27 protein-coding genes and 5 pseudogenes are annotated in these 26,263 nt (G+C 69.1%); 10 read left to right on the forward strand and 22 right to left on the reverse strand.

Annotation, left to right across the window (positions count from 1 at the left end; all coding sequences use genetic code 11):
• Positions 1-550 (reverse strand): hemopexin repeat-containing protein (locus ACIQU4_RS17530; RefSeq protein ID WP_403730984.1); only part of this gene is annotated, 550 nt, incomplete at its 3' end.
• A 339-nt stretch (positions 551-889) separates the two neighbouring features.
• Here ACIQU4_RS17530 and ACIQU4_RS17535 point away from each other — a divergent pair.
• The gene (locus ACIQU4_RS17535) at positions 890-1,609 is read left to right on the forward strand and encodes a transposase family protein (protein ID WP_403730987.1); all 720 of its coding nucleotides are present in this window, start codon (positions 890-892) and stop codon (positions 1,607-1,609) included.
• Between the two features lie 39 nt (positions 1,610-1,648).
• Positions 1,649-2,992 carry a hypothetical protein gene (locus ACIQU4_RS17540; RefSeq protein ID WP_403730990.1) on the forward strand — a complete coding sequence of 448 codons (1,344 nt, stop codon included), beginning with the start codon at positions 1,649-1,651 and terminating at the stop codon, positions 2,990-2,992.
• 606 nt (positions 2,993-3,598) lie between these two features.
• Here ACIQU4_RS17540 and ACIQU4_RS17545 read toward each other — a convergent pair.
• Positions 3,599-4,522, reverse strand: a complete 924-nt coding sequence (locus ACIQU4_RS17545) for an EamA family transporter (RefSeq protein WP_403730993.1) — start codon at positions 4,520-4,522, stop codon at positions 3,599-3,601.
• An 83-nt stretch (positions 4,523-4,605) separates the two neighbouring features.
• Here ACIQU4_RS17545 and ACIQU4_RS17550 point away from each other — a divergent pair, with 83 nt between their 5' ends.
• Positions 4,606-5,553, forward strand: a complete 948-nt coding sequence (locus ACIQU4_RS17550) for a LysR substrate-binding domain-containing protein (protein ID WP_403730996.1) — start codon at positions 4,606-4,608, stop codon at positions 5,551-5,553.
• On the opposite strand, the pseudogene ACIQU4_RS17555 reads toward ACIQU4_RS17550, so the two are convergent.
• From ACIQU4_RS17555 to ACIQU4_RS17565, 3 genes and pseudogenes are all read right to left on the reverse strand, one after another.
• Positions 5,510-6,052: pseudogene (locus ACIQU4_RS17555) on the reverse strand (alpha/beta hydrolase fold domain-containing protein); the annotation flags it as partial. The gene ACIQU4_RS17550 and the pseudogene ACIQU4_RS17555 overlap by 44 nt on opposite strands.
• Positions 6,053-6,104: 52 nt before the next feature.
• Positions 6,105-6,344: pseudogene (locus ACIQU4_RS17560) on the reverse strand (DUF2267 domain-containing protein); the annotation flags it as partial.
• A gap of 108 nt (positions 6,345-6,452) precedes the next feature.
• A complete protein-coding gene (locus ACIQU4_RS17565) occupies positions 6,453-6,887 on the reverse strand; it encodes an Hsp20/alpha crystallin family protein (protein WP_403730999.1) in 435 nt (144 codons plus the stop codon).
• Between the two features lie 129 nt (positions 6,888-7,016).
• Between ACIQU4_RS17565 and ACIQU4_RS17570 the strand changes: the two genes are divergently transcribed.
• Entirely contained in the window at positions 7,017-7,685 is a 669-nt protein-coding gene (locus tag ACIQU4_RS17570; protein ID WP_403731002.1) for an HSP18 transcriptional regulator, read from the forward strand.
• Positions 7,686-7,757: 72 nt separating this feature from the next.
• Positions 7,758-8,156: an STAS domain-containing protein gene (locus ACIQU4_RS17575; protein ID WP_403731005.1), complete on the forward strand. Its 399-nt coding sequence runs from the start codon at positions 7,758-7,760 to the stop codon at positions 8,154-8,156.
• Between the two features lie 485 nt (positions 8,157-8,641).
• On the opposite strand, the gene ACIQU4_RS17580 is transcribed toward ACIQU4_RS17575, so the two are convergent.
• The 7 genes from ACIQU4_RS17580 to ACIQU4_RS17610 form a co-directional block, all read right to left on the reverse strand.
• Positions 8,642-9,676, reverse strand: coding sequence for an AAA family ATPase (locus tag ACIQU4_RS17580; protein WP_403731008.1), 1,035 nt, complete (start codon positions 9,674-9,676; stop codon positions 8,642-8,644).
• A 182-nt stretch (positions 9,677-9,858) separates the two neighbouring features.
• Positions 9,859-10,515: an NADPH-dependent F420 reductase gene (locus tag ACIQU4_RS17585; protein ID WP_403731011.1), complete on the reverse strand. Its 657-nt coding sequence runs from the start codon at positions 10,513-10,515 to the stop codon at positions 9,859-9,861.
• 67 nt (positions 10,516-10,582) lie between these two features.
• Positions 10,583-11,068, reverse strand: coding sequence for an ester cyclase (locus tag ACIQU4_RS17590; protein WP_403731014.1), 486 nt, complete (start codon positions 11,066-11,068; stop codon positions 10,583-10,585).
• Between the two features lie 20 nt (positions 11,069-11,088).
• Positions 11,089-11,313: a hypothetical protein gene (locus tag ACIQU4_RS17595; protein WP_403731017.1), complete on the reverse strand. Its 225-nt coding sequence runs from the start codon at positions 11,311-11,313 to the stop codon at positions 11,089-11,091.
• A gap of 38 nt (positions 11,314-11,351) precedes the next feature.
• Positions 11,352-12,062, reverse strand: a complete 711-nt coding sequence (locus ACIQU4_RS17600; RefSeq protein WP_403731020.1) for an SDR family NAD(P)-dependent oxidoreductase — start codon at positions 12,060-12,062, stop codon at positions 11,352-11,354.
• 193 nt (positions 12,063-12,255) lie between these two features.
• Complete coding sequence (locus tag ACIQU4_RS17605) at positions 12,256-12,828, reverse strand: YceI family protein (RefSeq protein WP_403731023.1); 573 nt, start codon at positions 12,826-12,828, stop codon at positions 12,256-12,258.
• Between the two features lie 94 nt (positions 12,829-12,922).
• On the reverse strand, positions 12,923-13,357 hold the full coding sequence (locus tag ACIQU4_RS17610; RefSeq protein ID WP_403731026.1) for a hypothetical protein: 435 nt from the start codon (positions 13,355-13,357) through the stop codon (positions 12,923-12,925).
• A gap of 112 nt (positions 13,358-13,469) precedes the next feature.
• On the opposite strand from ACIQU4_RS17610, the pseudogene ACIQU4_RS17615 reads away from it, so the two are divergent.
• Positions 13,470-14,108, forward strand: a pseudogene (locus tag ACIQU4_RS17615) (NAD(P)/FAD-dependent oxidoreductase); the annotation flags it as partial.
• 117 nt (positions 14,109-14,225) lie between these two features.
• Positions 14,226-15,569 (forward strand): hypothetical protein, encoded by a 1,344-nt coding sequence (locus ACIQU4_RS17620; RefSeq protein WP_403731029.1) that lies wholly within the window; start codon positions 14,226-14,228, stop codon positions 15,567-15,569.
• 45 nt (positions 15,570-15,614) lie between these two features.
• Here ACIQU4_RS17620 and ACIQU4_RS17625 read toward each other — a convergent pair.
• The 5 genes and pseudogenes from ACIQU4_RS17625 to ACIQU4_RS17645 form a co-directional block, all read right to left on the reverse strand.
• Positions 15,615-15,863 (reverse strand): annotated as a pseudogene (locus ACIQU4_RS17625) (HAD family hydrolase); the annotation flags it as partial.
• A 159-nt stretch (positions 15,864-16,022) separates the two neighbouring features.
• Positions 16,023-16,286: a cation transporter gene (locus tag ACIQU4_RS17630; RefSeq protein ID WP_403731032.1), complete on the reverse strand. Its 264-nt coding sequence runs from the start codon at positions 16,284-16,286 to the stop codon at positions 16,023-16,025.
• Positions 16,286-17,404 carry a sulfite exporter TauE/SafE family protein gene (locus tag ACIQU4_RS17635; protein WP_403731034.1) on the reverse strand — a complete coding sequence of 373 codons (1,119 nt, stop codon included), beginning with the start codon at positions 17,402-17,404 and terminating at the stop codon, positions 16,286-16,288. Before ACIQU4_RS17635 ends, ACIQU4_RS17630 begins: the two co-directional genes overlap by 1 nt.
• Before the next feature lie 118 nt (positions 17,405-17,522).
• Positions 17,523-17,909 (reverse strand): hypothetical protein, encoded by a 387-nt coding sequence (locus tag ACIQU4_RS17640; RefSeq protein ID WP_403731037.1) that lies wholly within the window; start codon positions 17,907-17,909, stop codon positions 17,523-17,525.
• A 473-nt stretch (positions 17,910-18,382) separates the two neighbouring features.
• Positions 18,383-19,261: a hypothetical protein gene (locus ACIQU4_RS17645; RefSeq protein WP_403731040.1), complete on the reverse strand. Its 879-nt coding sequence runs from the start codon at positions 19,259-19,261 to the stop codon at positions 18,383-18,385.
• Between the two features lie 541 nt (positions 19,262-19,802).
• Between ACIQU4_RS17645 and ACIQU4_RS17650 the strand changes: the two genes are divergently transcribed.
• Both ACIQU4_RS17650 and ACIQU4_RS17655 read left to right on the forward strand, forming a co-directional pair.
• Positions 19,803-19,925 (forward strand): hypothetical protein, encoded by a 123-nt coding sequence (locus tag ACIQU4_RS17650; protein WP_403731043.1) that lies wholly within the window; start codon positions 19,803-19,805, stop codon positions 19,923-19,925.
• Positions 19,926-19,948: 23 nt separating this feature from the next.
• On the forward strand, positions 19,949-20,176 hold the full coding sequence (locus tag ACIQU4_RS17655; RefSeq protein WP_403731046.1) for a hypothetical protein: 228 nt from the start codon (positions 19,949-19,951) through the stop codon (positions 20,174-20,176).
• Positions 20,177-20,851: 675 nt separating this feature from the next.
• Here ACIQU4_RS17655 and ACIQU4_RS17660 read toward each other — a convergent pair.
• The 3 genes from ACIQU4_RS17660 to ACIQU4_RS17670 all read right to left on the reverse strand — a co-directional run bounded on the left by ACIQU4_RS17660 (position 20,852) and on the right by ACIQU4_RS17670 (position 23,096).
• Positions 20,852-21,352: a hypothetical protein gene (locus ACIQU4_RS17660; RefSeq protein WP_403731049.1), complete on the reverse strand. Its 501-nt coding sequence runs from the start codon at positions 21,350-21,352 to the stop codon at positions 20,852-20,854.
• A 217-nt stretch (positions 21,353-21,569) separates the two neighbouring features.
• Positions 21,570-22,355 carry a relaxase domain-containing protein gene (locus tag ACIQU4_RS17665; protein ID WP_403732076.1) on the reverse strand — a complete coding sequence of 262 codons (786 nt, stop codon included), beginning with the start codon at positions 22,353-22,355 and terminating at the stop codon, positions 21,570-21,572.
• Between the two features lie 285 nt (positions 22,356-22,640).
• Positions 22,641-23,096, reverse strand: coding sequence for a MarR family winged helix-turn-helix transcriptional regulator (locus ACIQU4_RS17670; RefSeq protein WP_403731052.1), 456 nt, complete (start codon positions 23,094-23,096; stop codon positions 22,641-22,643).
• Positions 23,097-23,180: 84 nt separating this feature from the next.
• Between ACIQU4_RS17670 and ACIQU4_RS17675 the strand changes: the two genes are divergently transcribed.
• Positions 23,181-24,062, forward strand: coding sequence for an SDR family NAD(P)-dependent oxidoreductase (locus ACIQU4_RS17675; RefSeq protein WP_403731055.1), 882 nt, complete (start codon positions 23,181-23,183; stop codon positions 24,060-24,062).
• Positions 24,063-24,388: 326 nt separating this feature from the next.
• On the opposite strand, the gene ACIQU4_RS17680 is transcribed toward ACIQU4_RS17675, so the two are convergent.
• Both ACIQU4_RS17680 and ACIQU4_RS17685 read right to left on the reverse strand, forming a co-directional pair.
• Positions 24,389-25,318 (reverse strand): SDR family NAD(P)-dependent oxidoreductase, encoded by a 930-nt coding sequence (locus ACIQU4_RS17680; RefSeq protein ID WP_403731058.1) that lies wholly within the window; start codon positions 25,316-25,318, stop codon positions 24,389-24,391.
• A gap of 58 nt (positions 25,319-25,376) precedes the next feature.
• Positions 25,377-26,263, reverse strand: a pseudogene (locus tag ACIQU4_RS17685) (SDR family NAD(P)-dependent oxidoreductase).

The raw sequence follows: 26,263 nt of genomic DNA on the forward strand, positions 1-26,263 counted from the left end.
TCGGGTAGCCGGCATCGACCTTGTCCGCCGCGATGTCGTACCGCATGTACTCGGAGCCGCGGAAGAAGAACGCCTTGCCGTTGTTCCACACCACGCCGCCGTCGAGGTCCGAGGCCCACAGGCCGGGCCAGTTCCCGGCGATCGGCTTCGGGTAGCCGGCATCGACCTTGTCCGCCGCGATGTCGTACCGCATGTACTCGGAGCCGCGGAAGAAGAACGCCTTGCCGTTGTTCCACACCACGGCAGCGTCGATGTGGTCCGGGAACAGGCCGGGCCAGTTCCCGGCGATCGGCTTCGGGTAGCCGGCATCGACCTTGTCGGTCGCCATGTCGTACCGCACGTACTCGGTACCGCGGAAGAAGAACGCCTTGCCGTTGTTCCACACCACGCCGGCGTCGACACGGGATGTAAAGACGCCCGGCCAGTGGCCGGAGATCCGCTGAGGATAGCCGGGGTCGACCTTGTCGTTGGCGACGTCGTAGCGGTAGTAGCTTCCGCCGTCGAACAGGTACGCCTTGCCGTTGTTCCAGAGCACTGGTGCGGTGACCATCTGCCCGAACACCTCCTGAGTGTCGCGGTCGCGTTGTGACCTTGCCCCGGCAACGTTCCACACCCGTCCGGCGCGAAGAGGGACCACCCGGAGCTTGATCGTTTCTGCAATGGACATGACCACCCGCACAGCCCAGTAGGGCTGGCTTTGTACGTGAGTTACGGGTTCTGGCACAGATCTTGGGGAGTCGTCGCCGAGCGTTACCTCGTTGTTCGATTGCGCGTAGACGGGATCGCGTGAAACCGCGTGCGCCTTGTCGTCTGACAGTCGGATGTGACGCTCCCTCAGGTTCCTGCTGGTCGATGCTGTGGCCGGCTGTGGACGGTGATGGTGCTGGTCATGCGGACCGATGCACGGTTCTGGGACTCGCTGGTGTTCGACGGGATCGACGATGTGGATGTCGAGGCGGTGACGGCCGCGTTCGGCATGGTCGAGGTGGTGGCGAGAGGCCGCGGGTCCGGGGCGGCATGTCCGGACTGCGGCTGCTTCTCGCACCGAGTCCACGACCGATACATGCGCAGGCTGAAGGACCTTCCGCTGGCTGAGCAGGGCTTTGTGATCCGGCTGACGGTCCGGCGATTCATCTGCGCGTCACCGGACTGCCCGCGCCCGACGTTTGCCGAGCCGTTCTCCCAGCTGGCCGCCCCGCACGCGCGGTTCACCAAGAGGCTCAACCGCGCCCTGGAGCGAGTGGGGCTCGCACTGGCCGGGCGGGCCGGCGCTCGGCTGGCTGCCCAGCTGGGCTTCGGCGCGGGACGGATGACCTTGTTACGCAGGGTCATGGCACTGCCTGATCCGCAGTTCAGTACTCCGCGTGTGCTGGGCGTGGACGACTTCGCGACCCGTCGTGGCCAGACCTACTCCACCGTCTTGACCAGCGTCGAAGACCATCGCATGGTCGATGTGCTCCCAGGCCGACCAGCAAGCGTCCACGGCAGCCACCAACGAACGACTGCGAGCCTAGCCACCACAAGCGGCCATGCCTACATCTGTCCGAATCTTCATCGCCGCCAGCCAACCTCCATCCTCTTCCAACCGCGCCAGGCGGAGTGCGGCTGAGAGCATGCCCGTGAGGTATTCGCACGGTGGGGAGTTCGGGTGTCACGACAGCTCAACGAACGGCAGCAGCAGATGCTGCAATGGGTCGGCCGAGGCTGCCCTGACGGCGTGTGGGAAGGAACCGGGCACAAACTCAGCTGCCAAGCCCTGCACAGCCGCGGACTGGTCAAAGTCTTCAAGCGACAGGGGCAATGGTCCGTCGCCCTCACCAAGGCCGGCGAGGAATACCTGGACCACGGATCCCATCCGCCCGAACAACCTCGCAGCAAAGAAACCACTCCCGCGCCGCAGGCTGGAATCCAGTCACCCGACGTGGCCAAGAACGAGAAACCCGGCGTCAAGGCAGCCGTGCCCGTGCCGGTGCAGCGAACCAGCTCCCTTCCACGGACGAAGGCCAGGACCGTCACGGAGCAGCTCTTGGAAGAGCTCGTCGACGCCGGCGGCCGCATCGTCAAACGCGAAGCCAGCGGTCGGGAGACCGAGAAATGGCCGATCCGGGTTGCCGCAGCACGCCGGTCCGGAAAGATCCCTGCGACCAAGGAACTGCACGCAGACTGGTGCCACGACGGATACGAAATCCGGCTCGTCGACACCCCCGCCTGGCGCCTGGCCGTACTGCCACCCGTCCCCGTACCGGCACGGCTCACCGCGACGCAGAAGCTGGGGTATGCCAGCGCGTTCGGCACGGCTGAGAGCGCCCCCGCACCACACCGCCGGCGAAGCGGCCCGCCCCACTTCACCATCACAGCCCAGGGTCAGCGATGCGATTTCCTCATCCTGCAGGAACAGGACCGCACCGAACACATCCCCACGAAGAAGGAAATCGCGGACGCGGAGAAGAACCCCTGGGTCAGGATTCCCCGGTACGACACCTCCCCCGCCGAACGCTTGAGAATCTGTGTCAGTGGCGGGCTGCGACACAGGACCGGTGAGTGGGCCGATACGACCTCACGCCCCCTTGAGGACCAGCTCGCCGAAATCGTGCAGGAAGTGGGACTTCGAGGCGAGGCCGCCGAACGCAAACGACTGGCAGACCTGGAGGCAGCACGGGAGAAGCGGCTGAAGTGGGAAGCCGCGATGCAACGGGCAAAGATCGAATTCGCCGAGGCAGCCCGAGTCCAGCATCTCGAAGCGCAGGAACGAGCATGGCGCCGTGCAGCGGGCCTGGCCGAGTACGTCGACGCTCTCCGCCTCCACGCACAGGCCTTGGCGACTGGACCGGAGAGGGACGGAGCCGAGGCATGGATCGCTCGGGCCGCCGACCACGTGGAGCGCCTGAACCCGCTCAACGGGACGCTCCGGCTGCCCGACATTCCCGAACCTCGCGCCAGCGACCTGCAGCCGTTCCTGCACGGATGGAACCCTTACGGTCCCGGCTACTAGTCGCGAGCCCCCTCGAATTGTCACAGAGCGTATTCGGAGAGAGAAGATGGAGCGCGGGTCTGACACCGACCGTCTCAGTCGCCCACTACCGGAAAGGGCGCCTCCCACAGCAAGATCACAATCTGCTGCGGGACGCACCCTTCCACGCCTGACGGCGCGTCAGACATCGCCGACGGCGTGCGTCAAACGTGCGTCACGAGCGTCAAGATATCGCCCACAACGCACACGACGCACACAACGCCCATAATGCACACTGCCCTAACCCGCAGGTCAGAGGCCCTTTGCGATCGGTTCAAGGATCGCGACGCACTCGACATGATGGGTCATCGGAAACAGGTCCGGCGAAGTACAGGTAGTCCCTACGAGCGCCTACGTCTCCAAGGTCGACGTTGGCCGCCAGAGCCATGCGTACCCTGGCGAAGTCCGACATCGGTGACGGACGGAATCTGACCGTCGCCTCCACCGCCCTCCGCTTCGGCCTCCTCCCGCTGGCCGCGCCCACCCTGTACGCGCCCCTGCCCAAGACCGTGCGCACCGTCCTGGGCGCTCGTCAATGCTTGAACCATTGGCACGGCAGTAGAGCCCTGGGGAACTCTGTAGAACCCCTTAACGACCTGTTTCCCGGCGTGCCGCTCCGATCCCTGCCGTGACCACGAGTGCGGTGCCGGCCGTCTGCACGAGGGTCGGGGTCTGGGCAATGAGGATCACGCCGGCCAGCAGGCTTACGGCGGGTTCGAGGCCGGCCAGGGTGCCGTAGGTGGTCTTGGTCATGCGCTGGAGGGCTTTCATCTCCAACAGGAAGGGCACCAGCGGCATCAGCACGGCGATACCTGCCGCAGCGGCGGCCACCTCCCAGCTGAGGTTCGCGACAGCCTCCCGCGCCCCGAACGGCGCGGCGACGACCGCCGCGACCGCAAGGGAGAGGGCCAGCCCGTGCTGCGCCGAGAACTTGCTGCCGACGTGCGCGGTGCCTATGACGTACGACGCCCAGCATGCGGCCGACCCCAGCCCGAAGAGGACTCCGGCGAGATCGGTGACACCGGTCCAGGGCGAGGTGAGGAGCAGGACGCCTGATCCGGCCAGCGCCAGCCACGCCAGTTCCCTGGGGCGCCGGGACCCGGCGACGGCCACGGCGAGTGGTCCGAGGAACTCCAGCGCTGTCGCCGTACCCAGGGGAAGCCGGGCGGCGGATTCCGAGAAGAGCAGCATCATGCCGGCGCTGACCGCGCCCAGGGCCACGACGCCGAGCAGGTCGGCACGGGAGGCCGCTCGTACCACTCGCCAAAGGGACCGTCCGGTGAAGGCGAGCAGGAACACGGCCGCGAAGGACAGACGCAGCCAGGTCGTCCCGGCCGGACCGAGGGACTCGAACAGCTCGGTCGCCAGTGCACCGCCGGTGTGCAGCACCGTCATGGCGATGAGGAGGAGCACCGTTCCGGGCAGGCGGCGCGGCCGGTCGGCGGACCGCACCGGGCCGTGGAGGGTGGCGGCAGCCTCGTGGGGTGCTACGGGGGCGGCAGTGGCGTTCATCCCGTCATTGGAGCGGCCGCCGTCCGGTTCTGTCCACGGGCTAATAGTGGCTCCAATGGCCTCTATTAGTGGATGATTGCCGGATGGCACCCCAGGACATGCGCCCCCTTCCGGATCTCGGCCGGCTCCGGCTGCTCGTCGAACTGGGCCGCCTCGGCACCATGGCCGCGGTCGCCACGGCCACGGGATACGGGACCTCGGCCGTCTCCAAGCACCTGGCCGTCCTGGAGACCGAGGTCGGTGCACAGCTGCTGAGGCCGGTCGGACGGCGGGTCCGGCTGACACCGGCGGGCGAGCGTCTGGCCGAGCACGCGGTCGGCATCCTCGCCGCTGTCGAGGAGGCGCGGGCCGAGCTGAGCGGCGGGGCCGAACCGGCGGGCCGTGTGCGGCTCGCGAGCTTCTTCACCGCGGTCGAACCGGTGGTGCTGCCCATGCTCGCGCGGCTGCGTGCGGAGTATCCGCGGATCGAGGTCGAGACGTACGAGCACGAGCCGGAGCACACCATCGGCCTCGTGCGCTCGGGCAGCATCGACCTCGGCGTGGTCTACCACTACAGTCTGGTGCCGCGCACGGTCCCACAGGAGCTCAGCGCCCGGCAGTTCGACGAGCAGCCGCTCTTCCTCGCGGTCCCCGCCCGTCACGCGGACGCCGGGCGGCCCGTCGCGCTGAGCGAACTGCGGGACTTCGCCGCAGCGGGCTGGATCGCCAATTCACGGGGCACCGATGACGACGAGCTCGTCCAGCGGGTGTGCGCGATCGCCGGTTTCGCGCCGCGCATCGCGCATCGCATGGACAGCCTGCACCTGGTGAACAGCCTCGTCGGGGCCGGCCTCGGCGTAGCCCTGCTCGCCGAGTCGGGCATCGAGAGAGACCGCATCGATGTCGCCTTCCGGCCCCTCGACCCCCTGGCCGGCACCCGCCGCACCTCGCTCCTGGTGCGCGCCGGCCAGTGGTCCTGGCCGCCCATCGCGGCCGTGACCTCCCTGATCACCGGGACGGCTGGGCCCTGGGTCGGTCGAGCCGCTTCTTGAGCTGCGCGTAGAGCTCGGTGACGGCGGCGTCCGCCGCCGGGGAGACCGGGAAGAGGTTGAGGAAGGTGTGGACGAGCCCTTCGTAGGTGCGGGCGAAGACGCTCACTCCGGCGTTCCCGAGCGCTTCGGCGTAGGCGTTGTCCTCGTCGCGCAGCGGGTCGTACTGGGCGGTGCCGATGACGGTGGGGGCAAGGCCGGTGAAGCGGTCGGCGCGCAGCGGGGACACATGGGAGGAGCCGCGTACGGCGGGGTCGTCACCCGCGTAGAGGTGTTGGGAGTCCAGGACGTCCTGGGTCCGCAGGAGGTAACCGGTGGCGTTCTGCGTGCGGGAAGGGTGGTCACCAGTGAAGTCGAGGCAGGGGTAGGCGAGGAGCTGGGCCGCGAGCAGCCGCTCTTCGTCGCGGAAGGTGAGCGCGACGGCGGCGGCCAGGTTGCCCCCCGCGCTGTCCCCCGCGACGGCGAGCCAGTCCGCGCGGCCGCCGTAGTCCTCGATGTGGTCCGCGACATGGCGTGCGGCGGCGAGGCGGTCGTCGTAGGGGGCGGGGAACGGGTGCTGCGGTCGCGCGGACGAAACGCTCGGGTGAGAGCGGTTCTGCGGCCTGCAGCGGGTTGAGGAGGATCAGGGCGTACGTCTCGGGGAGCCGGGCGGCGAGCTCGGCCCGCACGGTGCCGGCCAGGTGTGCGCCCAGCAGGGCCAGGACGACGCGGGCCGCCCGTTCGGCTTCCGCCGGGGTCGGGTACTAGCCGCGTTCCTGGACGTGGGCCGGGAAGGCTTCCCTGCGCATCGTCATCACGTCACCTCCGTGGCGTGGAGGGGTGAGGGGGCGAAGGGGGTGCGGAGGGCGGGGTGCCGGAGGGGGAATCGGGTCCCCGCCCTCCGCCGCTGGGGGCGGGGCTGGTCAGCCGGAGATCTGCTTGCGGCCGGACTCGCCGCCGATGCTGATCTTCCGCGGCTTGGCGCGCTCGGCGATCGGGATCCGCAGGGTCAGGACACCCGCGTCGTAGTCGGCTTCGATGTGCTCGGTGTCGAGGGTGTCGGCCAGCATGACCTGGCGGGAGAAGACACCGAGGGGCCGCTCGGAGAGCTCCATCTGCACGCCGTCGGACTTCTCCGCGGGCCGGCGCTCGGCCTTCACGGTCAGCATGTTCCGCTCGACGTCGATGTCGATCGCCTCGGTGCTCACGCCGGGGAGGTCGAAGGCGATCACGTACGCGTCGCCTTGGCGGTAGGCGTCCATCGGCATCACGGACGGCTTCGACCACGTGCCCGACGTACCCGACAGATGCTGGACGATCCGGTCCATCTCGCGGAACGGGTCAGTGCGCATCAACATCGCGAAACACCTCCAGTTGGTTCAGGCAGAAACTGCCAATGCGCTTCAACGTGCTCCCGTTGTAACATGTCATCGAAACGATGACAAGCAAGGAGTCATCTGGAGGATGACAATCCGACGGAGAGCGTCATGAACGAGGCCACCGAGCCGACCGCACCAGTCCCCTTCCTGGCCGCCGCCGCAGCCCTGGAGACCATCAACCAGGCCGTTAAGAACGCGCAGCAGCCCTTCGCGAGAACGACGACGGCCGATACGGCGATGGCGCCGCACTCCGGCCCGCACCCGGCTCTGGTCGCTCTGCTGATGCTCCGCGAGGTCCGTGAGCAGCTCGCCGGCTGGGAGAGCGGTCTGATCGAAACCGCCCGCGGCCAGGGCGCCAGCTGGGCCGACCTCGCAGGGCCCCTCGGGGTCGCCAGCCGCCAGGCCGCCGAACGCCGCTACCTGCGGCTGCGCCCCGGCAACGCCGGAAGCACCGGCGAGCAGCGCGTCCAGGCCACCCGCGACACGCGCGCCGCCGACCGCACCGTGACCGCATGGGCCCGTGACAACGCGGCCGGCCTGCGACGCCTCGCCGGCCAGGTCACCTCCCTCACCGGTCTGCCCGCCGGCGCCGAGAGCGCCGTCGGCGATCTGAACCTGGCCCTCGCCGACAACGACGCCGCCCGCCTCGTCCGCCCCCTGGCCGACACCCGGCCTCATCTGCGGCCCGAGGACGCCGAGCTCGCCGAACGCATCGACGCCCTGACCCGGCACACCGACCAGCTCCGCCAGGACACCCACGACCAGCGCAGCACGTGACCCGCACCCCGAACCACCGACCGGCCAACACATGCCGGGGGCCACGCCCGTAGACCCAAGGAGTGATCCACCATGGTCGAACAGCCCCACCTGGAGGTCGGCGGCAACGACATCGCCGTGCACGTCCTGGCCCACGCGGTCGCGGTCCGCCCCACGGGCGAGATCGACATCGAAACAGCACCCTCTCTGCGGCTCGCCCTCAGCGAAGCCCTCGCCCACGCCTCACCGGCCAAGCCCGTGGTGGTCGACTGCAGCCGCCTCACCTTCTGCGACTCCTCGGCACTCAACGCACTCCTCACCGCGCGACGCACAGCACAGGACACCGACACCGTCATCCGCCTCGCAGCCCCCAACCACCAGCTCCAGCGCCTACTGGAGATGACCGGCACAGCGCCCCTCTTCCCCCTGGACCAGGACCCTCCGACAGCCGGCCACTTCCCGAGGGGATACACGGACAGGCTCCCTCAGTAGGCAGGCTGGTGGCGTGCGGGCACCGATCGGCGGATAGCGTAGGCGGGTCGCCTTTCCAGGCCGAACCCCTGTCCCGGACGAGGCGCACCACGCCTGGCTACGAGTCGAGGAACTCGAGCGCCCGTGAGACGAATTCGTCGTGGTACTGGACGATCCCTTCGTGTCCGGCGTCGGGGTAGAGGGGTATGAGTTCGCCCCGGGCAGTCGTGCGGCCAGGTGGAGTGTGCCGACACCCCAGCGGGTGCCGAGGTTAGCCGCGCCGAGCGCGTACTCGGACACGCGCAGTCTGGGGCGAGGAACCCGCGACCACCCGCACCTGGCGGGCGCGGCCGAGGTGTCCGGGGGCTGGAGCCACAGTCACGACACCGCCCCCGATCCTCTCCACCGCGAGCTGGTGCACTCCGCCGTCGTCATGGAACGCCTGGGACAGGTCGACGCGGTCGCCCTGGACAAGACCGGCACCCTCACCGGAGGCACACCGCGCGTCACCGACGTCCGGCCCCTGCCCGGCAGCAACGTGACAGAAGACGACCCTCCTCGGGCTGTGTCCGGCGAAGTTCCAGCTGGAGGAGCCCGCCGAACAGGTGGTGGTAGCGGAACCAGGTGCGGTCCGCGTCGAGCGACATGACGAACGCGTTCGCGTCCTCCAGCTCCAGAAGGGTCCGCTCCGACCCGGTCGAACCGGTGAGCAGGTCCGCGAGCTCGCCATTGACTCGGTCCAGCACAGAGGTGCGCAGAAGCAGTCGCTGGACGTTCTTGGGCTGACGCTCCAGCATCTCCGCCATCAGGTACTCGGCCACCGTGCGGTCGGTTCCGGAGAATGCGGCGACGAAATGCTCGGGGTCGGGGTGGCCCGCAAGGGAGAGCGCCGCGAGCCGCAGCCCTGCGGCCCAGCCTTCGGTCCGCTGCTGCAGCGTCGCAACGAGGTGATCAGGCAGCTCCAGGCCTGACGCGGCCAGCAACGCGCGGGTCTCGGCCTCGGCAAAGCGCAGCTGCGGGCCGCGGATCTCGGCCAGATCGCCCGTGAGGCGCAGCCTGTGCAGTCGTAGGGGAAGATCTCGGCGGGTGGCGAGGACCACGTGCGCGTGACGGGGAAGGCGGGTCAGAAGCGAGGTGAGCTGTTCGACGGCTTCCGACGAGTCGAGCTCGTGGAGGTCGTCGAGGACCAGCGTGATGGGGTCGTCGGTACCGGCGAGCTCCGACAGGACCCGGTCCACCATGGCGCTGCCGTCGAAGCCGGGCGTCGCGTGCGGCGGTTGCGCCGACTTGTCCAGAGCAGTGCGGATCGCGCCGACCACGTCGAGCCAGAACAGCTGGGCGTCCTGCTGGCCGGCCCGAATCGTGACGAACGCGATGGGTCGCTCCTGACCCGGACGATCGGCCCATGCCCGCAGCGGGGACGTCTTGCCGCTTCCCGCCGGCGCCGAGATGACCGTCACTCGCCGACGTGCGGAACGGTCCAAGGCGGCGACCAGGTCATGCCGATCGATCAGCCCGACTCTGCCCGGCCCATCAGCCATGCCCCATTCTCCTCAAGGCGGGCCGCCAGCGTAATCCGACGAGATCACCCGAAACCAGTGATGACACCTCACCGGCACGGCCGAGACCCTGACGGCCCAACGACCGGGGAGCAGTGTTCTCGGTCGCTGCCGGGCCAGTTGCTTCCGAGGAACACACTGCCTTCCTCCTCTACGTGTGGAACTCAGTGGCCGGCGTCATGCACGGCGGCGGTCGCCTGGGCGAGGTCGACGACCTCGCCACCGGAGCCGTACTGATCCAGGTCACCGCCGGGCGCCTCGATGCGTCCGGCATCGGCCAGGCCGCCGGCCTTGACGGGGTCGAACCCGGCCGTGCGGATCAACCGCTCGGTCGTCGCCTCGGCGCTCTCGTCGTCGGTGGCGTAGAACAGCGCCGCCCGTCGCGGCGTGCGGTTCGCGCTCGCGGCGAGCACCTCCGCGGCGAGAGTTCCGAACGCCTTGACGTAGTGGGCGTTCTTGGGCAGCAGGCCGGCAGCCACCGACCCGGCCGACTCCCCTTCGGGCAGCGACCGCACGATCTGGCCATTCTCGTCGAAGGCGATCGGGTTCGAGGGGTCGATCACGACCTTGTCCTCGAGCAGAGGCGCAACCTGCGGGATCAGCTCCCTCATGGCGTCCAGCCAGACGGCGAACACGACCGTGTCCGCATCGGTGATCGCGTCCTGCACAGAGGCAGCGCGGGCGAGGGGACCGAGCTCGTCCGCGATCTCCGCGGCTCGCGCGGCGCCCTTTCCCGCCAGGACGACTCTCTCACCCCCGGCCACCAGATGCCGGGCGAGCACGGCTCCGATGTTGCCGACGCCCACGATGGCGGTGGTCATCTCCGGCCTTCCTCTCCGTTGACGTGGAATCAGTTCAAGCCTAGACGTCCCAGATGCCTCAGATGTCTCAGGCGTCCTGGAGGTCGTCGGACAGCAGCCCGAATGCCTGATACGCCCGCACCCAGTCGACCGACTCCCAGTGCTCGACGATCAGCCCGTCCTCGATGCGGAAGAAGTCGAGCGTGGTGAAGTCGGCGGCCCGCCCGCTCCCGGCGATGGTGCCGTCCCACACGCTCCGGGAGGCGAGCCGGTTGTTCTCGGCGACCATGTGCGTCTGCAGGGCCCGCCCGTCGGGCATCGCCCCGCGGCTGATCGCCAACGCGCTGGCGAACGCGTCGCGGCCGTCGGGTGTCCAGCCCGAGTTCTGCAGGTACTCCTCGCCGACCACGTCGACGTCCTCGGGCTTCCCCGTGGTGATCACACCGTCGTAGAGGCGACGCACCACGGCGCGGGACTCCTCCCGGGTCACCGGCCGCCCGGCGGCCTTGCCGAACTCGGTGCCGATCGGGCGAACCGGGAGGTCGGTCTGCCGCCCGCCTCGTTCGCGTACCACACCGCCGCGGCCGACCGCGGCTACGCCGCGCGCCGCATCGTCCAGCCGGAGATCCGCGTGGAGTGGTCGATCCTGTGGTCCGCGCGCACCCGGTCCGCCGCCGTCGCACGTCTTGTGGGGAGCGCCCGGCGATGCGCCGAGGAGCTCGGTTGGCTGCTGTCCACGGACGACGAGACCAGCACCGATAACCCGACCCCGAGACCTTCCACGTAGCCGTCGGGGCCGGCGCTACGTGATCCACTCACGGGAGTCCCCTGTCGGGATTCCCAGACCCCGCCCGTCCCTAACGCATCACCAGACCGCCGTCGACCGTGAGTACCTGGCCCGTCAGCGCGGCGGCGTCCTCGCCGACGAGCATCGCCACCACAGCCGCGGTGTCGTCGGGGGTGAGCGGCCGGGACAGCGCCTGGCGCGCCGCGACCTCCTCGAACTCCTCCACCGGCACGACGCCGGTAGCCGAAGTGCGAGTCAGCCCCGGGGCCACAGCCGTGACGGCGATCCCGTCGCCGCCGAGCCCGACGGCGAGGGCGTGGGTCATACCAATCAACGCCCCTTTGGACGCCACGTACGCGAGCATGTGCGCGCCCGGGGGACGCCAGAACGTGTTGGACACGATGAAGACCACCCTGCCGAAGCCCCGCTCACGCATCCCCGGCGCGAACGCCTGGGTGAGCAGCAGCGCCGACTCCACATTCACTGCCTGGAGCTGACGCCACAGGTCGAGTTCGAAGTCCTCGAACGGTCCGAAGGCGACCATGGCGGCCGAGTGGACCAGAACATCGCACCTGCCGTATCGATCCAGCACCAGTTGCGCAGCCCGGCGCACATCGGCCGGATCACCCAGATCGACCGGGACATCGCCCGTGCGGTCGAGCACGACCACCGTGTGATCGACCGCAAGCCGCGCGGCGATCGCACCGCCGATCGCACCGGCGCCGCCGGTTACGACCGCGACCCGGCGGCTCCCAACGGTCTCAGAAGACGCGGTAGACACTGCTGCGCTCCTCTCACTGCCGAATCCGTCGGCACCCGGGCTGCCCGCCTCGGCGACCAGCCGCCACAGACAATTCGTCCGCTTGAACAACCAGCCGAGCCTCTTCACGCACTGTCGTCCAAGACCTGCTGCCGGCTTCAGCGATAGCCGCCCGCTATCGAGCCGTTCGGCTCGCCGCCCGAGCCGGTCGTGCTCAGTCGGCCGTTTCGCTGGGCTCGAGGACAGCCTCGACGTCAACCATGACATCGACCATGGGGCTGACGACCACTCCGCCGCGGTCGACCACATCGTTCCAACTCACACCGAAGTCATGCCGATTGATACGAGTCGTGGCAGTGAATCCGGCGCGGCGCCTGGGCCCGAGATCCCGCCCCTCCTCCCACCAAGGGGTATCCCACTGTCCCAAATAAGTGACGTCGAAGGTTACGGGGCGCGTCACGCCACGTACCGTGAGATCTCCGGTCACCTCGAACTCGGTTCCGCTCACCTGGTGAATGCGCGACCCGGTGAACGTCCAGGTCGGGTGGTGCTCGACGTCGAAGAAATCACCGCTGCGGAGGTGGGCGTCACGCTGGGGCTGACCGGTGTACACCTGGGTCGCGTCGACCGTCGCCTCGACGCGCGCCTTCTCCGGCTCGTCGGGATCGACCTCCAGAAGGCCCTGCACGTTCTTGAGCTGCCCCCGCACGTAGGTCACCATCATGTGCCTGGCGCGGAACTCCGCAGCGGTATGACCGGGCTCGAAGAACCATTTAGTCATGGCCATGTGCGCCCCTTGACTTACCCCTCGCCCAAAACGGAGCCAATGACGGTCACGGAGCGCGTACGGCAGCCGTGGGGGCCGACGTGCTCGTGGCGCGTCACCGGTGTTCGTTCAGGCCCTCGGCGATGAGGGCGATGCCGATGCCCAGCATCCAGACATCCTTGGCCAGCACGATTCCCTGCTCGGTCGGGCGCAGGCTGCCTTCCTGCCGCATCCCCGGCGTACGCAGGTACAGCCCGACGGTGCCGACGGAGAATGCGGTCAGAGCAACCCCGGCGACAGCGGCAGGGACGACCGGCAGGAGCAACGTGGTGGCAATGGCGAGCTCCCCGGCGGAGAGCAGCCGGACGAACTTCTGGGCGTCGCACTTGCCCAGGAACGGGTAGGTCGTGGCGGCGAACTGCTGCAGCCTCTCGGCGGTGGCCTCGTCCGCACCGCGTTTCGAGAGCCCGGAGTGCAGGAAGAACGTGCCGACCGTGAGCCTGAGCGGAAGCTGCCGCGCTGCGGAACATCGTGCCCAACCGGATGCCATGCCGAGCCTCCCAACATTGACCCCAGATACCACACTGCCATCCGTTCGAAACATGTCAAACGGAGGCCGATTCTCCCCCACCCAGGTGCAGCTGCCAGTCCGCCAGGACGCCACCGGCTCCGGCTACCGCAAGCTCCGCCTGCCCAAGGAAGAGGAACTGTCCGGCCGCGGGTGTCATGGTGTGCCACCTGTGACGGGTTCTTCTTCCGCGACCGTGACATCGTCGTGGTCGGCGGCGGCGACACCGCCTTGGAGGAAGCCACCTTCTCACCCGCTTCGCGATGTCCGTGACCGTCGTCCACCGACGCTCCACCCTGCGCACCTCCAAGGTCATGCAGAACCGGGCCTTCACCGACGACAAGATCTCCTTCGCCTTCGACAGCAAGATCGCCGAGCTCAAGGAAGCGGACGGCATGCTGTCCGGTGTCGTCCTGCGTGACACCTTCACCGGCAAGCTCCGCGACCTGGACGTCACCGGCCTGTTCATCGCGATCGGGCACGACCCGCGCCCGAGCTGTTCACCGGACAGCTCGACCTGGACGACGAGGGCTACATCCAGACCGCCTCGCCGTCGACCCGTACGAACGTCCCAGGCGTCTTCGCCGCCGGCGACGTGGTCGACCACACGTACCGCCAGGCCATCACCGCAGCTGGCACCAGCTGCGCCGCGGCCCTCGACGCCGAGCGTTACCTCGCCGCGCTCAGCGACGGGAACCGCACAGAAGCTGAACTGGAGCCGGCCAAGGCCTGATTGGGTGGCCTCCGCCTCGGGCGGGGTGCGCGCGTACGCCCTTCATACCCCCCTACTCCCCCACGTAGCTTGCGACGTTGGCCTGTAACACCCGTACGAGCCGTAGGGGGAAACAGCTTGAAGGAAACAGACGTACTGAGGGATCTCGCGCAACCGTGGCACGTATCCGTCCAGTCGACAACGGAACTGGCGGGCAGCGTCGCGAAAGCGGCTGCCGCGGACGACAAGGCCAAGCAGGAGAAGAACCAGGCACCCCTGCGCCGCAAACCGGAACTCCGCCCCTTACCCCTGAAACCGCTCGGCCTGTCGCTCCAGCTCACCCCTTGGGACGTCCTCCACACCCTGGGCCGGGCCAACGTCCTCGCCCGGCAAGGCGCCGGACGAGGCCTCGCCGAGCACTGGGCAAGCCTGAAGTACTGCCAGGCCCTGACCGGTAACGACGGCCATTACATGGCCCTTTCATCAGAGGGCCGCAACCCGCGGCGCCACTACGCTGCCACCCAGTCGGGCGAGCTGAGCATCGGCTTCGCCCTCGCGCTCGCCCAGCACGTGCTCTCCGCGCAGTATCCGGATCACTCGGTCTCCGTCATCGACGCCGAGATAGCCATGCGGGCCGGCTGGGAGCTGACCGGCAAGGAGGCCGGGCGCAGCAGCGCCCCAAGGCGACCGAACTTCCTCCTGGAGGTCTGGAAACCCGGTGAGCCGTCCCGGGTCATCCCGGTCACCTGCAAGGGCACCCACGGCAACGTGTCCCAGGTCCACAAGCAGCTCGCCACCGCCTCCGCCGACGTGGAGGGCATCCACATCGGCCCGTACAACGAGACTCCGTCCCTGGTCTTCGGTACGACGCTCCCCAAGAAGAGCGAGAACATCACCGTCTACCTGCTCCAGGCCCCCGGCGACGGCACCCTGCAGCTGCCAGCGACGGTGACCCTCGACCCTCCGGTCGAGGACCGCGCCATCGTCCCCGGCATCCACGTGCCCATCGAGCCGGAAGAGAAGCCGGTCGTCCTGCCCGGATACCACCTCCAGCCGGAGGAGCACGGCTGGTTCGGCCGCGTTCTCGCCCAGGCTGATGCCGCCGGTCTGATGGCGTTCGCCGGCGGCGGTGAACCGACAGCGCGCTACCTCACCAAGCGCCAGGGCAAGCGGCACTTCGAGACCTTCACCCACGCTGGCACCGGCATCGTTCAAGACGTCACCCACACCATCCACGGCAGGAACTTCGTGGGCACCGATCACGTCTTCCGCCTCAACGGGATCCGGGTCGAGGCTTTCTCCGGCCTCGCCGAGGACCTCTTCGAGCACCTACGAGAAGGCAGGGTCGAGCAGTACCGCCACGAGGCGCATGCACTCCGCTCCTCCTGGCCCGCCGACCCCTGGGACGCAAAGTGGCGCGGCCCCGTCTCCTTGCACCCCGACGGCACCGTGATGGCGCTGCGCCGCCTCCGTCTGCGCTGATGCTACGCAGGCCTTCTGCGAGCCGGTCGACTCCCAGAAGGCCGCACGGTCCAGGGTCAGCCGATAGATCGCCGGATCGGGTTTGGCCATGCCGACCAGCTCGGAGACGACGTGCACGTCAAACAGGTCCCAGATGCCGACGTGCTCGTACGGGTTGAACGGGTCCATGCCAAAGCCGTTGGACAGCATGGCAAGCCGGTGGCCGGCGGGCCTTGCAGCGCGGGCAAGGGCAGCCATGCGGCGGGCCGCCGGCACCCCGGACCAGGCCCGGCCCATCAGGTTCACCGAATCGATGTTCACAGCGGACGCTACCGCGCACCCGGACACGCGAACGCACGAAGGCTCCGCACCCAACACTGAGCTGGGTGCGGAGCGCCTTCGCGCAGCGGCTGCGGCTCATTCACCGCAAGTCGTCGACTCTGAAGGTGCTCAGGTGTAGAAGGCTGCGCGTTGTCAGTCGGCGAGCCGGGCCGTGTAGTCGCCCACCCCTTCCACCGCGGCGAGGAGAGTCGCGCCGTCGACGTGCGCGCCCTCATCCAGGCGGACGATGCTGCGTCCGCTCCGTGTGTCCGTGTTGGCCGAGCGGACTCCGGGGAGGCCCTCCAACTCGTCGTCAATGAGTAGGCCGCAGCTGGCGCAGTGCATGCCTTCGATGAAGAGCTCGACCTGAGAGCCGATGTCGGTATCGGTCTTGTTCTTGCGGCCGAAAAGCTTCATTACAGGTCCTTCTTGAACTCGATGGCGCCGGTCTGCATGCCCATGGCGCATGTGAAACGGAGGGTTCCCGGCTTACGGGTGCCCAGGTCGACGTCGGCGTCACCGTCGCGTTTGACGATCTCCTGCACCCCGAGTTCGGGGATGGTGAACGCCCTGGCGCAGCCGCCCGAGTCCTTGCCGTGCAGCACGAGCGTGGTGGGCACGCCGGCCTTCGCGGTGAACTGGGTGGGGGCGTAGAAGTCCGTCACGGTCAGCGTGATGATCTGTCGCCCGGATGCGTCCGTACGTACGGGGGTCTCGGGCGGCTCATGCGAGTCGCCGCTGCCCCCGGAACCACTGCCGTCGCCGCCTTCGACGATGAACGGGCCGCTCGCCGTGGCCTGCCGGCTCGGTGAGTCGAAGGAGACCCAGCCGCCTGCCTGCAGCGCGGAGAGCATGGTCCAGGCGGCGACGGCCAGCACCACGACACCGGTGAGTCCGGCCAGCTCGCCCGAGAGTGCCTGGCTGCTGCGCCGGAACAGGTAGCCGAGCAGAGCGAACAGCGGCGCGGTGCCCACGACGAACCCGGCCATGACCGCGGCCCCGGACACCGCCGATCCGGAGGTGATGGCGAGCAGCGCCATCGAGAGCGTCACACCGCACGGCACAAGGACGGTGGCGAAGCCGACCAGGGCGGGGGTGGCGACCGTGTCGGTCTTCGTGCTGCGCCGCATCAGACGGCCGAACGATGCCGGGGGCCTGGGCAGCAGCCGCCCCACGGCCTTGACCCCGAACAGGTCCAGGGCGAACAGCACCATGAACACCCCGGCCGCGAGCAACAGCACCGCCTGGGTGCGGGGGCTGGGCTGCAGGGCGTTGCCGAAGATGCCCAGCAGTGCGCCGAGCACGGTGTGGGAGGCGAGCTTCCCGGCGAGGAAGGCTCCGACCGGCGCCGGCGGCGTAGCGACTTCCGGCTGGGAGGCGTTCGGCTTGACGGCCGGTTTCGAGGCGGGGGTGGGGGTGCGGCGCCGGGTCACTGCGCCTGCCAGCAGGCCCCCCTGTACGGCTGCGCACGAGGCGCCACCGGCGAGCAGGCCGGTGCTGGCACCGGTGATCAGCAAAGCGATGGACGACGGCATGCGTCGTTACTCCTGTTCTGCGACGACGGCACGCGCACACGGAAGATCCGGGCGTGCCGAGGCGGACGTGAGAAGACACGGCGTCCCGGGAGGCGTTTGCCTCACGGGGGGCCGGACGTCACGTCCGTGACACGCACAACCGGTGCAGATCGGGACGGGCCGCCGCTGGCGGCGGGGCGTTGGGCTGCGTCATCAGGAGTTCGGGCGAGCAGCCAGTCGCGTGCGACACAGTGGCGAGCACGGGAACGGCCGGGCCGTCCTGGGCGACGATGCCCTTCGGCGCCACGCACTGTTCCTGGGCCATCGGGCAGCTCGGACCGTGGTCCGGCGACTCAGCGACGGCCGGAACCGCGAGATGCCCGCTCATCGCGACGTGCGGGGACATCCCCATCAGCCCCGGCATCGCCATCGCGGGGCGTGCCAGCCCCGTCAGACAGGCGAAGAGCGCGCACACCAGCAGCACTCCGGACCACGTCCGGAGCGACAGGGGCAGGCGTCGCGACATGCGCGCCATGCTAGGCCAAGCCGCATCGGCAGCCACTCAGCACCCCCGGGCCCGTGTGTCAGGGCGCGGGTCAGGATCCCGCGGGGACGCTTTCGATGATCTGGCAGACCACGGCGTTCTCCCCCCGTTCCGCCGCTTGGCCGGCGTTGAGGGTCGCGGTGCTGATGGCGTAGCGGTCGGTGCGGGTGCTGGGGAGGCGGTCCGTGGCGCGATGGTGACGAGCTCGGTTCCGCGGGCGGCGATCAGGTCGGGGAACCGGCGCAGTGCGGAGTCGGTGCGGGCCAGGGCCGCGGATCGGGGCGGGGTAGGTGCCCTGGCCGCAGCGTTGGACAGTCCAGCCTCTGGTGGTCAGTGCGGTGGCGACCCGTTCTTGACCTCCGCCCGACGGACCGCTGCCAGTTCCACGCAGCGCACCCCGCCGCCGGGTTGCAGATCTCGCGGCCGACGCCGCCATGCCGCTTCCCGACCCGGCTTCAGGAGTTCCGGGCCACGCCCTCACCGCGCGGGACGGAGTTCCTGCGCTCCTGAATGTGGGCGTAGCCCATGAGCCCGATGAGGACCGCGAGTAGCACGGCGGACGAGCCCATCGTGCCGAGGTCCAAGCCGCCCTTGGCGATCGGCTTGGTGAGGAAGTCGCCCGCGGTGGCCCCGAGTGGGCGGGTGAGTACGAAGGCGATCCAGAACAGCAGGACGTTCGGCACCACGGGCACCGGCACGAGGACGAGAAGTACGCCAAGCAGTGCGGAGACGAGGAGCGCGCCGCCCAGGTAGCCGAGCCCGGAGCTGTCGGACAGGAAATCGCCCATGGAGGTTCCGAGTGTGTTGGAGACGAGGATCGCCGACCAGAAGAGGGCCTCACCGCGAAGCGTGGTGATGTCGCGGATGACGAACGTCATGCCGGTGAACTTCCAGACGACGAAGATCGCGACCAGGATCGAGATGAGGATCCCCGCACCGACCGGGTAGCCCAATCCCAGGCCCTGCGGGCCCCAGCCCAGCGAAGTGGACCCGTTGGAGAGGTACTTTGCGCTCGCGTCACGGTTCATGAAGTCGGACATCGTGGTGCCGGCCATGCTGGTGGACAGGATGACGGTCCAGTAGAAGAAGGGGTTGTACCGCTTGGAGCCGAGCTGGACCACCAGCGTGACCACGAAGATCAGGAACAGCGCGATCGTGGTGAGGAAGTAGCCCAGTCCGAGGGTCTGAGCGAAGAGGTCCCCAGCTGTTTCACCGAGAGTCGTGGCGGCGATCTTCATGATCCAGAAAGCCAGCGTGACCTCCGGGAGCTTCTTCATGACGTACCTTCCGGTGCCGACGACGTCCAGGCCGGTCAGCGCTTCTGACTTTTCCAATGTCCATTACTCCTGGTCGGTGCATCGACGCCGCACTCGCTTGGAGCGGGACGCCGTGTGGGGAACGAGCGGGTTCAGCTGTTTTGCCGGCGCATCTCATTGCATGAGGCGGTGAAGTAATCGCGTCCGGGTGTGCCTTTGCTTTCCCCTCACACGGAATACGAAGGACCCCGGTTCGATGCATGCGACGACGCGGTGGTGGTCTTGTCCTTCAGCGTCCCGGAAGCCGACCTCCCTTGTGCGTCGCGACACGGTGACCGACGGCCTCGGCTATCTGCCGGCCGGCTCGCCATTCGCCTTCTTCGCCTCGAACCCGTCGGGCACGTCCCGCCGACGGCTTATAGCCCCAGGTAGCAGGACCACGCTCCACCGCCGCCTCAGTGGTCCCGGTTGCGCAAGGAATCACGACGGCCGCCCCTGCCAGCCGCGACCTGAACCTCTCCTGAACGCCCTCGCCCCGGCCGCGGACCTGCCTGCGCTCTACCCCCAGCGGTGGGAGGACGAGACCGTCCTGGACCAGGCCAAAACCCACCAGCGCGGCGTGCTGGGACACACGGAAGCGCTGCACGCCCTGAGCAGCGAGGCGGTGCGCCGGGCGGTGGCCGAGGGAGTACCCGCCTGCCCGCGCCGCCGGCCCGACGCTGCCCTCGGAAAGCTGGAGTAAGCGGGGAGCGGCAGGGTGGAGGGATGCGCCCTGACCTGCGCGTGATCGTCTACCCGCCGGACACCCAAGTCGGGCGCCGTGTGCACTGCGACGCCGAGATCCTCGGCCGCGCTCTGGGCCCCGGCGACCTACTCGAATTCCTGCAGCGCGCCGGCCTGGATCTCGACGACGTCCACCTCGACGATGCGCTGCTCATCGAGTGGCGTGGCGGCGGGCCGGCCGTCTGGAGCCCGGGCACCGGCGAGGAGTGAGCCCCAGCGGTGCGGGCCGCCGTCCCCGTCGCCGGGTGGCGACCCGCACTGCAGCGGCCGGCCCCGGCCCCGGCGTCCTGGTGGGCCGTTGTAACGGCGATGGCGGCCACTCGCAAGCACGGGTTCCGCGAGAGCGCCGACAGCCGAGTTACGGACGCTGGGGCTACGTGCAGCGGCCGCTGGTGGTCAGGGCCAGCCAGTCGTCCGAGGTTCCGTCGGCCGGCTTCCTGTCGGGGGCGCCGGTGTTTTCGTACCAGGTGGCGTCAGCGGAAGGGGTGCAGGATGGGCCGCGCTCCGCAGAGCGAGGTTTCCTTCGATGCGGAGATCGTCCCCGCTTGCCATGGATCCGCTGCCGCTCGGAGCGCACAGGATGCGGGTGTCGTCGTAGAGAACGCAGCTGCCACCAAGTGCCGCACGGTCCCTGGTCACACGAGACCGCAGGCGTCCAGGCGGTCTTCGAACCCGGGGTGTGAGCGTTCACGTTTTTCCCCATCTCGGGTGGTTTGGGATTCATTTGAATCCTCATCCCGACTTCTCCTAATTGGCCATGGATAGGATGGAGTTCGAGATCGAGGGACCTGGTCATCGCGGAGGCGCGTGGGCGGCCCTGGGCCTGTGGTTTGGAAGGCCGATGGTCAGCCCGGATGGCAAGGAGAACGTTCGTCGTGGTCGACATCACCGAGATCTACGTCCACTGGTACGCGGGCCGTTCCAAGAGTGAGCCGGCCGCGTCTGGGGGTGGGCCGCAAGACGATCAGGAAGTGCCTGGAGCCGGCGGAGGCATCCGGGATCACGCCGGGCGGGCCGCCGATGCGGGAGGCCGACTGAGCCAAGCTGATCAAGAGTTGGTTTCCCGAACTCGCCGACCGGCGGCTGCGGCAGATCACGTGGCCTGACATCGACCAGCACCGCGACTACATCAAAAGTCCGCTGGGGACGGTGACCGTCTCCACGATCCACCAGGACGAGCACAAGTTGGAGGTGGCGCAGCTGCTCGTCGGTGAACTCCAGGGCTTCGACGTCGGTGCGTGACTTCTTCAGGGCCCGCACGGCCGTCAGGTCGAGTACCGCCTTGTCGTCCAGGCGGGCCAACTCGGCATCGGGATCGGCTGCTGGGAACGGGACGAGGAGCTGCTCGGGCATCGCGGCCTGCTGGTGGGTGGTGACGTCGTACATGACGCGACCCGTACGGCGGGCGGTGCGCAGCTGGGCGGCGAGCATGGTGGAGGCGATGACCGCGCGGTCGTAGCGCAGCGGGACGCGGGGGATGTCCCACTCCCCCGCCTCCAGCGGCAGCGGGGGCGCGTCAGGGTTGCCGGGTCCGGCCGGGGGGCCGGCTGGTCCGGGTCGGGTGCGGCCGTGGGCTGGCGCCAGCGGGTGGGCAGCGGGTCGGTCAGGGCCCAGCGGGCGGTGTAGAGGCGCTAGTCCGACATGAGGCCGCGCACGGTCTTGGGTTCGCTGATGTCCACGCAGTGCGCGGCGAGAGCTGCGTCCACGACCTGGTCGTCCAGGCCGGGATCGCGGCGGCGGCCGCGGAGGACGAGGGCGAGGTGACGGCGGGCTTCCGGCGAGCAGGTGCCGGCGGTGGAACCATCCGTCGCGTCATGACGAACACGATCGCGGTGACGTCGAGGGCCGCCAGGGCGACGTCGACGACCTGGGCGATGCGGGCCCGGATCGCCATAGCCGCGGCGCGGGCGTGCTCGAGGAGGGAGTCGATGATGCTGGCCTTCACGCCGGAGTTGAGGATGGCGTTCGTCTTCCACCACACGCGCAGCTGCGCGAGCGGCTGGGTCTTCCGCTTGGGCGGGCAGGTCTTCCTCCCCGCCATCTGGTTGAGCTTCGTACGGGCGCGCTCCGAGACCACGGGTAGGAACTTCGGCTCGCCGTTGTCGTCGACGGCGGTGACGTACTCCCGCTCCAGGTCCTCGCGGCACGCTTCGATCTGCTCACCGCGCCGGGCGGTCCAGGCGATCAGCTCGTGCGGGATCCCCGCGAGTTCCATCACCGGCCGGCGCCCGGCGCTGACGGTACGCGGCTCGGTCGCCAGGCCGAGGGTCGCGCAGACCTCGGCTGACACCAGCTCGCTGTAGAGCGCGGAGGCGGCGACGGTGTTCTCGAAGAAGACCTCGGAGTGGACCGAGCTGTAGGTTCCAATTTGGAATGCCCTATTCCGAATTGATGACCTGGGCGTTCTCGGGCTGTCTCATCCGAGGACAGGGGAGCTTCGTCTCACGATCGCGTCCTGTGCACCTCCTCCGGGGCCTTGCCCGCCGGCTCACGCCGGCCCACGGGTGCGGAGCGAGTGCAGCGGGCAGGGTCGCAGCGTCTCCGAAACGCTTCCGCGCGCGGCCTGCAGTTGCCTCAATGAGCAGTGCCCTGTCGACTCCGGAGCCGACAGGGCAGTTGCCGTGTGGCTTCGGTCGCAGCGGGAGGGCGCGGACGCGTGCGGCTGACCCGACGGTTAAAGATCTCTTGCGGCTCCCGGTAGGCCCGCCTTGAGGGTGTCGAGGAGCTCGTCCAGGTCCGCCAGCTGTTCGCGCCGCATGGTCCCGAAGACCTCCCGCAGCACCTTCTCCCCCGCTGCCGTACCCGCTGCCAGCGCCTCGGCGCCCTTTGGGGTGAGACGCACCAGCTTGGAGCGCCCGTCATCCGGATCCGCCGCCCGCTCGACCAGCCCCGCCCGGTCCAGAGCCTCGACGGACTGGGTGACCGACCGGGGAGCCTGCCCGAGCTCCTGGGCCAGCGTCGACTGCCGTACGGCTCCCAGGCGGTCGAGTGCCTGCAAAACCTTCGTTCGAGCCAAGGAGAGGCCGCCGGCCGTCATTCCTTCGTCGACCACCTTGCGCAGGTGGTACCCGAGCGCCAGGTAGCGCAGTCCGACCTCTTCAGGGGTCGCCTTCCGGGCACTCGCGGTCATCGCTCCTCCGGACTGATTGGTGAGGTACCTCATCGAATGTTACGTTGGTGAGGTACCTCAATATAAACCCGCGAAGGAGGACCCATGGATACGCAGCCCGTCATCGTCATGACCGGTGCGACGAACGGCATGGGCCGGCTCGCCGCGCTCGACCTGGCCCGCCGCGGTGCCCGCCTCGGCATCGTCGCCCGCAGCCGGCCCAAGGCCGATGCACTGTGGCAGGAGATCGAGCAGGTCGCGCCGGGCACCCCGGTCGACGTCTTCCAAGCCGATCTGTCGCTGCTCTCCGAGATCCGCGCCGCGGGCGAGAAGATCGCCGCGCAGTACCCGCGGATCGACGTACTGATCAACAACGCGGGCCTGCATGCCTTCTCCCAGCGGGTCACCACCGAGGGATACGCGGAGATGACCGCGGTGAACTACCTCGCACCCTGGGTACTCACCGACGCCCTGCGCGACAGGCTCATCGCATCCACTCCCACCCGGATCGTCACCGTCGCCTCCCGGGCCTCGAAGCAGGCCGGCACCATCGACCCGCTGAACGACCTGACCGACACCGCGGACTTCACGCGCCGCGGCTCCAGCCCCCGCTACGGCCGGTCCAAACTGATGGACATCATGTTCACCCAGGAACTCGCCCGCCAACTGCATGGCACGGACGTCACGGTCACCTGCTGCTGCCCCGGCTTCAACACCACCGGCCTGGGGCGCGAACTCCCCCTCGCCGGAGCCCTGGAGAAAGCACTTACCGCACTGAACATCGGCAACCCCCAGCATGGGGCCGACATCATCGTGAAACTCGCAACCGACCCCGCGTTCGCCGACGCCAACGGCGGTTACTTCGCCGCCAAGACCGCCGAGCCCCTGCAGTGCCCGGAGATCGGGCGCGGAGAAGGGATCCAGCGTGCTCTGTGGGACGCCACGGCCGACCTCGTCCACACGACCCGGCGGCCGCACAGCGCCTGACACCCTTGACCGACACCGCCCGCCCCGCCAGCCCCGCTCGAAGGAGGCTGCAATGAACCCGACCAGCCACGACCAGCCCGACGCGGTGACCCTGCAACCCGTCGGACACGTGGTGAGCCCGCGCAATGACCTCTCGGACGACAACTGGGGCGAGGTTCCCGCCGTGATCCGCCTCGACTCCGCCCGCTTCGGCGAAGACGCACTCTTCGGACTCGCCGGTGCTCGACATCAAGCCCTACCTCCGCGAGTTCGGCCCCCGCGGAGAGACCACGCAGCCCCAGTGGTCCGTTGAACTGATGGGCGAGTACTACTGACGCCTCACGGAGTCACCGGCCGGCGGCGAGAAGGTTCTCCGACAGGGTCCACAGGCGCTCGGCGTTGTCGGGGTCAAGGGCGTAGCGGGCGACCCCGTGCAGGGTTCCGGTGCGGCGCTCGACGGTCTCGGTCTCGTTGCAGTCGACGAAGTAGCGTCCACCGATGCCCTCCAGCAGGGGCGAGGTGGCCAGCAGCACGGAGGTGGCCGCGCCCTGCTCGACGGTCTTGATCAGCTCGGCGGGGACCTTTCCGCTGCCCCGGCCGCCGGTGTGGCGCTGGAGGTTGGTGTAGACGGCGCCGGGCATCAGGGCGTTGGCGGTGATGCCGTCGGCGGCCCACCGACGGGTGGCCTCGACGGCGAACAGCACATTGGCGGTCTTGGACTGGCCGTAGGCAAGCCAGGGGTCGTAGGCGCGGAAGGCGAAGTTGACGTCGTCGAAGACGACCGGCGAGGACTGGTGCCCGGTGGAGGAGACCACCACGATCCGGGCCGAGCCGTCGGCGGCCAGCGCCTGGTGAAGGCCGCCTGCCAGGGCGAAGTGGCCGAGGTGGTTGGTGGCGAACTGCATCTCCCAGCCCTGCTCGGTGTACTGCTCGGGGCAGGCCATCACCCCGGCGTTGTTCACCAGCACGTGCAGCGGGCCCTGCCAGGCCGCCGCGAACGCGGCCACCGACGCCGGATCGGTGAGATCGAGAGGGGCCACATGCACGTGTCGGTTCCCGGTGGTCGTGGCGATGTCCTTGGCGACACGCTCGCCCGCCTCGGTGTCGCGTACGGCCAAGGTGACCTCGGCGCCGGTGCCGGCCAGAGCGCGCGCCGATGCCACACCGATGCCGGACGACCCGCCGGTGACAACCACGCGCCGGCCCGTCAGATCGATGCCCGCGGCGACCTCGGCCGCGGAACTGGCAAAGCCGAACGGGGACTTGATGGCAGTCATGGTGAACTCCTTGTTGTGAGCTGCATTCGACGGGAGGCGGGATCAGGGCGAACCCCGTTCACGGGGTGAGCAGCTGGTCCTGCTCGGTGGGGGTGTCCCGCCGTGCCACGGCAGGGCCTTCCCGAACCGGACGAGCTCGCCGTACAGCGCCGGGTCGACTCCCTCGCTGAGCACGAGGTCGAGCACGGCGCGGGCTGCCTCGGCCGGGCTCTGGGCCTGGCTGTAGTCCCCGAACCAGGGCCGGGAGGTGGCCGTGTCGACCATGCCGGGGCAGACCGCGGCGACCAGCGTCCCCTCGGCGAGGTCACGCTCGCGGCGCTCGGCGGCCACCGCCCGCACGGCCGCGACCTGCGCCACCTTGGACGGCACGTTCAGCCAGCGAGGCCAGCCCGCCTCCTCCGCCGTCCTGGAGCGGACCGCGCTGCGCCAGGACTCGACCGCGTACTCGACCTGGTCGAGCGTCGCACCGTCGAACCGCGGGTGCAGCCGCGGATCCAGATGGCCCAGGGCGCCCAGCGTGCTCGCGACGACGATCAGCCGGCCACCCGGCCGCAGCACCGGCGCGAAGGAGCGCAGAACCGCGTGGGTGCCGCCGTTGGCGACATCGATGAACTCGTCGGCCTGCTCGGACTGGGACCGGTCGGGCAGGAGCCGGGCCACCGCATTCGAGATCACGATGTCCACCCCGCCCACGCTGCGGCGAAGCCCGGCAGCCAGGGCGTCAACGGCATCGACGTCGGTGACGTCCAGGACCCGGCCCTCCACCCGGCTCCGCGTGGCCGGGGCCCGTGCGACCTCGGCGGCCGCCTCGGCGACCCGACGATCGTTGCGGCCGGTCAACAGGACCAGATCCTCCGGGCGCATCCGGGCGGCCAGCCCCTCGACAAGTGCACGGCCGAGACCCTGATTGGCGCCGGTCACCAGCGCGATCCGTGGAGTGTTCAT

Source organism: Streptomyces sp. NPDC090741 (assembly GCF_044769045.1).
GTDB lineage: Bacteria > Actinomycetota > Actinomycetes > Streptomycetales > Streptomycetaceae > Streptomyces.

Coding starts and splice junctions, on each gene's coding strand:
- ACIQU4_RS17575 (WP_403731005.1), top strand. CDS start 7,758: ATGGTCGAACAGCCCCACCTGGAGGTCGGCGGCAACGACATCGCCGTG.
- ACIQU4_RS17610 (WP_403731026.1), bottom strand. CDS start 13,357: ATGGCATCCGGTTGGGCACGATGTTCCGCAGCGCGGCAGCTTCCGCTC.
- ACIQU4_RS17640 (WP_403731037.1), bottom strand. CDS start 17,909: ATGTCGCGACGCCTGCCCCTGTCGCTCCGGACGTGGTCCGGAGTGCTG.
- ACIQU4_RS17680 (WP_403731058.1), bottom strand. CDS start 25,318: ATGACTGCCATCAAGTCCCCGTTCGGCTTTGCCAGTTCCGCGGCCGAG.
- ACIQU4_RS17675 (WP_403731055.1), top strand. CDS start 23,181: ATGGATACGCAGCCCGTCATCGTCATGACCGGTGCGACGAACGGCATG.
- ACIQU4_RS17535 (WP_403730987.1), top strand. CDS start 890: ATGCGGACCGATGCACGGTTCTGGGACTCGCTGGTGTTCGACGGGATC.
- ACIQU4_RS17550 (WP_403730996.1), top strand. CDS start 4,606: ATGGCACCCCAGGACATGCGCCCCCTTCCGGATCTCGGCCGGCTCCGG.
- ACIQU4_RS17585 (WP_403731011.1), bottom strand. CDS start 10,515: ATGACCACCGCCATCGTGGGCGTCGGCAACATCGGAGCCGTGCTCGCC.
- ACIQU4_RS17545 (WP_403730993.1), bottom strand. CDS start 4,522: ATGAACGCCACTGCCGCCCCCGTAGCACCCCACGAGGCTGCCGCCACC.
- ACIQU4_RS17570 (WP_403731002.1), top strand. CDS start 7,017: ATGAACGAGGCCACCGAGCCGACCGCACCAGTCCCCTTCCTGGCCGCC.
- ACIQU4_RS17580 (WP_403731008.1), bottom strand. CDS start 9,676: ATGGCTGATGGGCCGGGCAGAGTCGGGCTGATCGATCGGCATGACCTG.
- ACIQU4_RS17630 (WP_403731032.1), bottom strand. CDS start 16,286: ATGAAGCTTTTCGGCCGCAAGAACAAGACCGATACCGACATCGGCTCT.
- ACIQU4_RS17635 (WP_403731034.1), bottom strand. CDS start 17,404: ATGCCGTCGTCCATCGCTTTGCTGATCACCGGTGCCAGCACCGGCCTG.
- ACIQU4_RS17670 (WP_403731052.1), bottom strand. CDS start 23,096: ATGACCGCGAGTGCCCGGAAGGCGACCCCTGAAGAGGTCGGACTGCGC.
- ACIQU4_RS17605 (WP_403731023.1), bottom strand. CDS start 12,828: ATGGCCATGACTAAATGGTTCTTCGAGCCCGGTCATACCGCTGCGGAG.
- ACIQU4_RS17565 (WP_403730999.1), bottom strand. CDS start 6,887: ATGTTGATGCGCACTGACCCGTTCCGCGAGATGGACCGGATCGTCCAG.
- ACIQU4_RS17660 (WP_403731049.1), bottom strand. CDS start 21,352: ATGTACGACGTCACCACCCACCAGCAGGCCGCGATGCCCGAGCAGCTC.
- ACIQU4_RS17655 (WP_403731046.1), top strand. CDS start 19,949: ATGCGCCCTGACCTGCGCGTGATCGTCTACCCGCCGGACACCCAAGTC.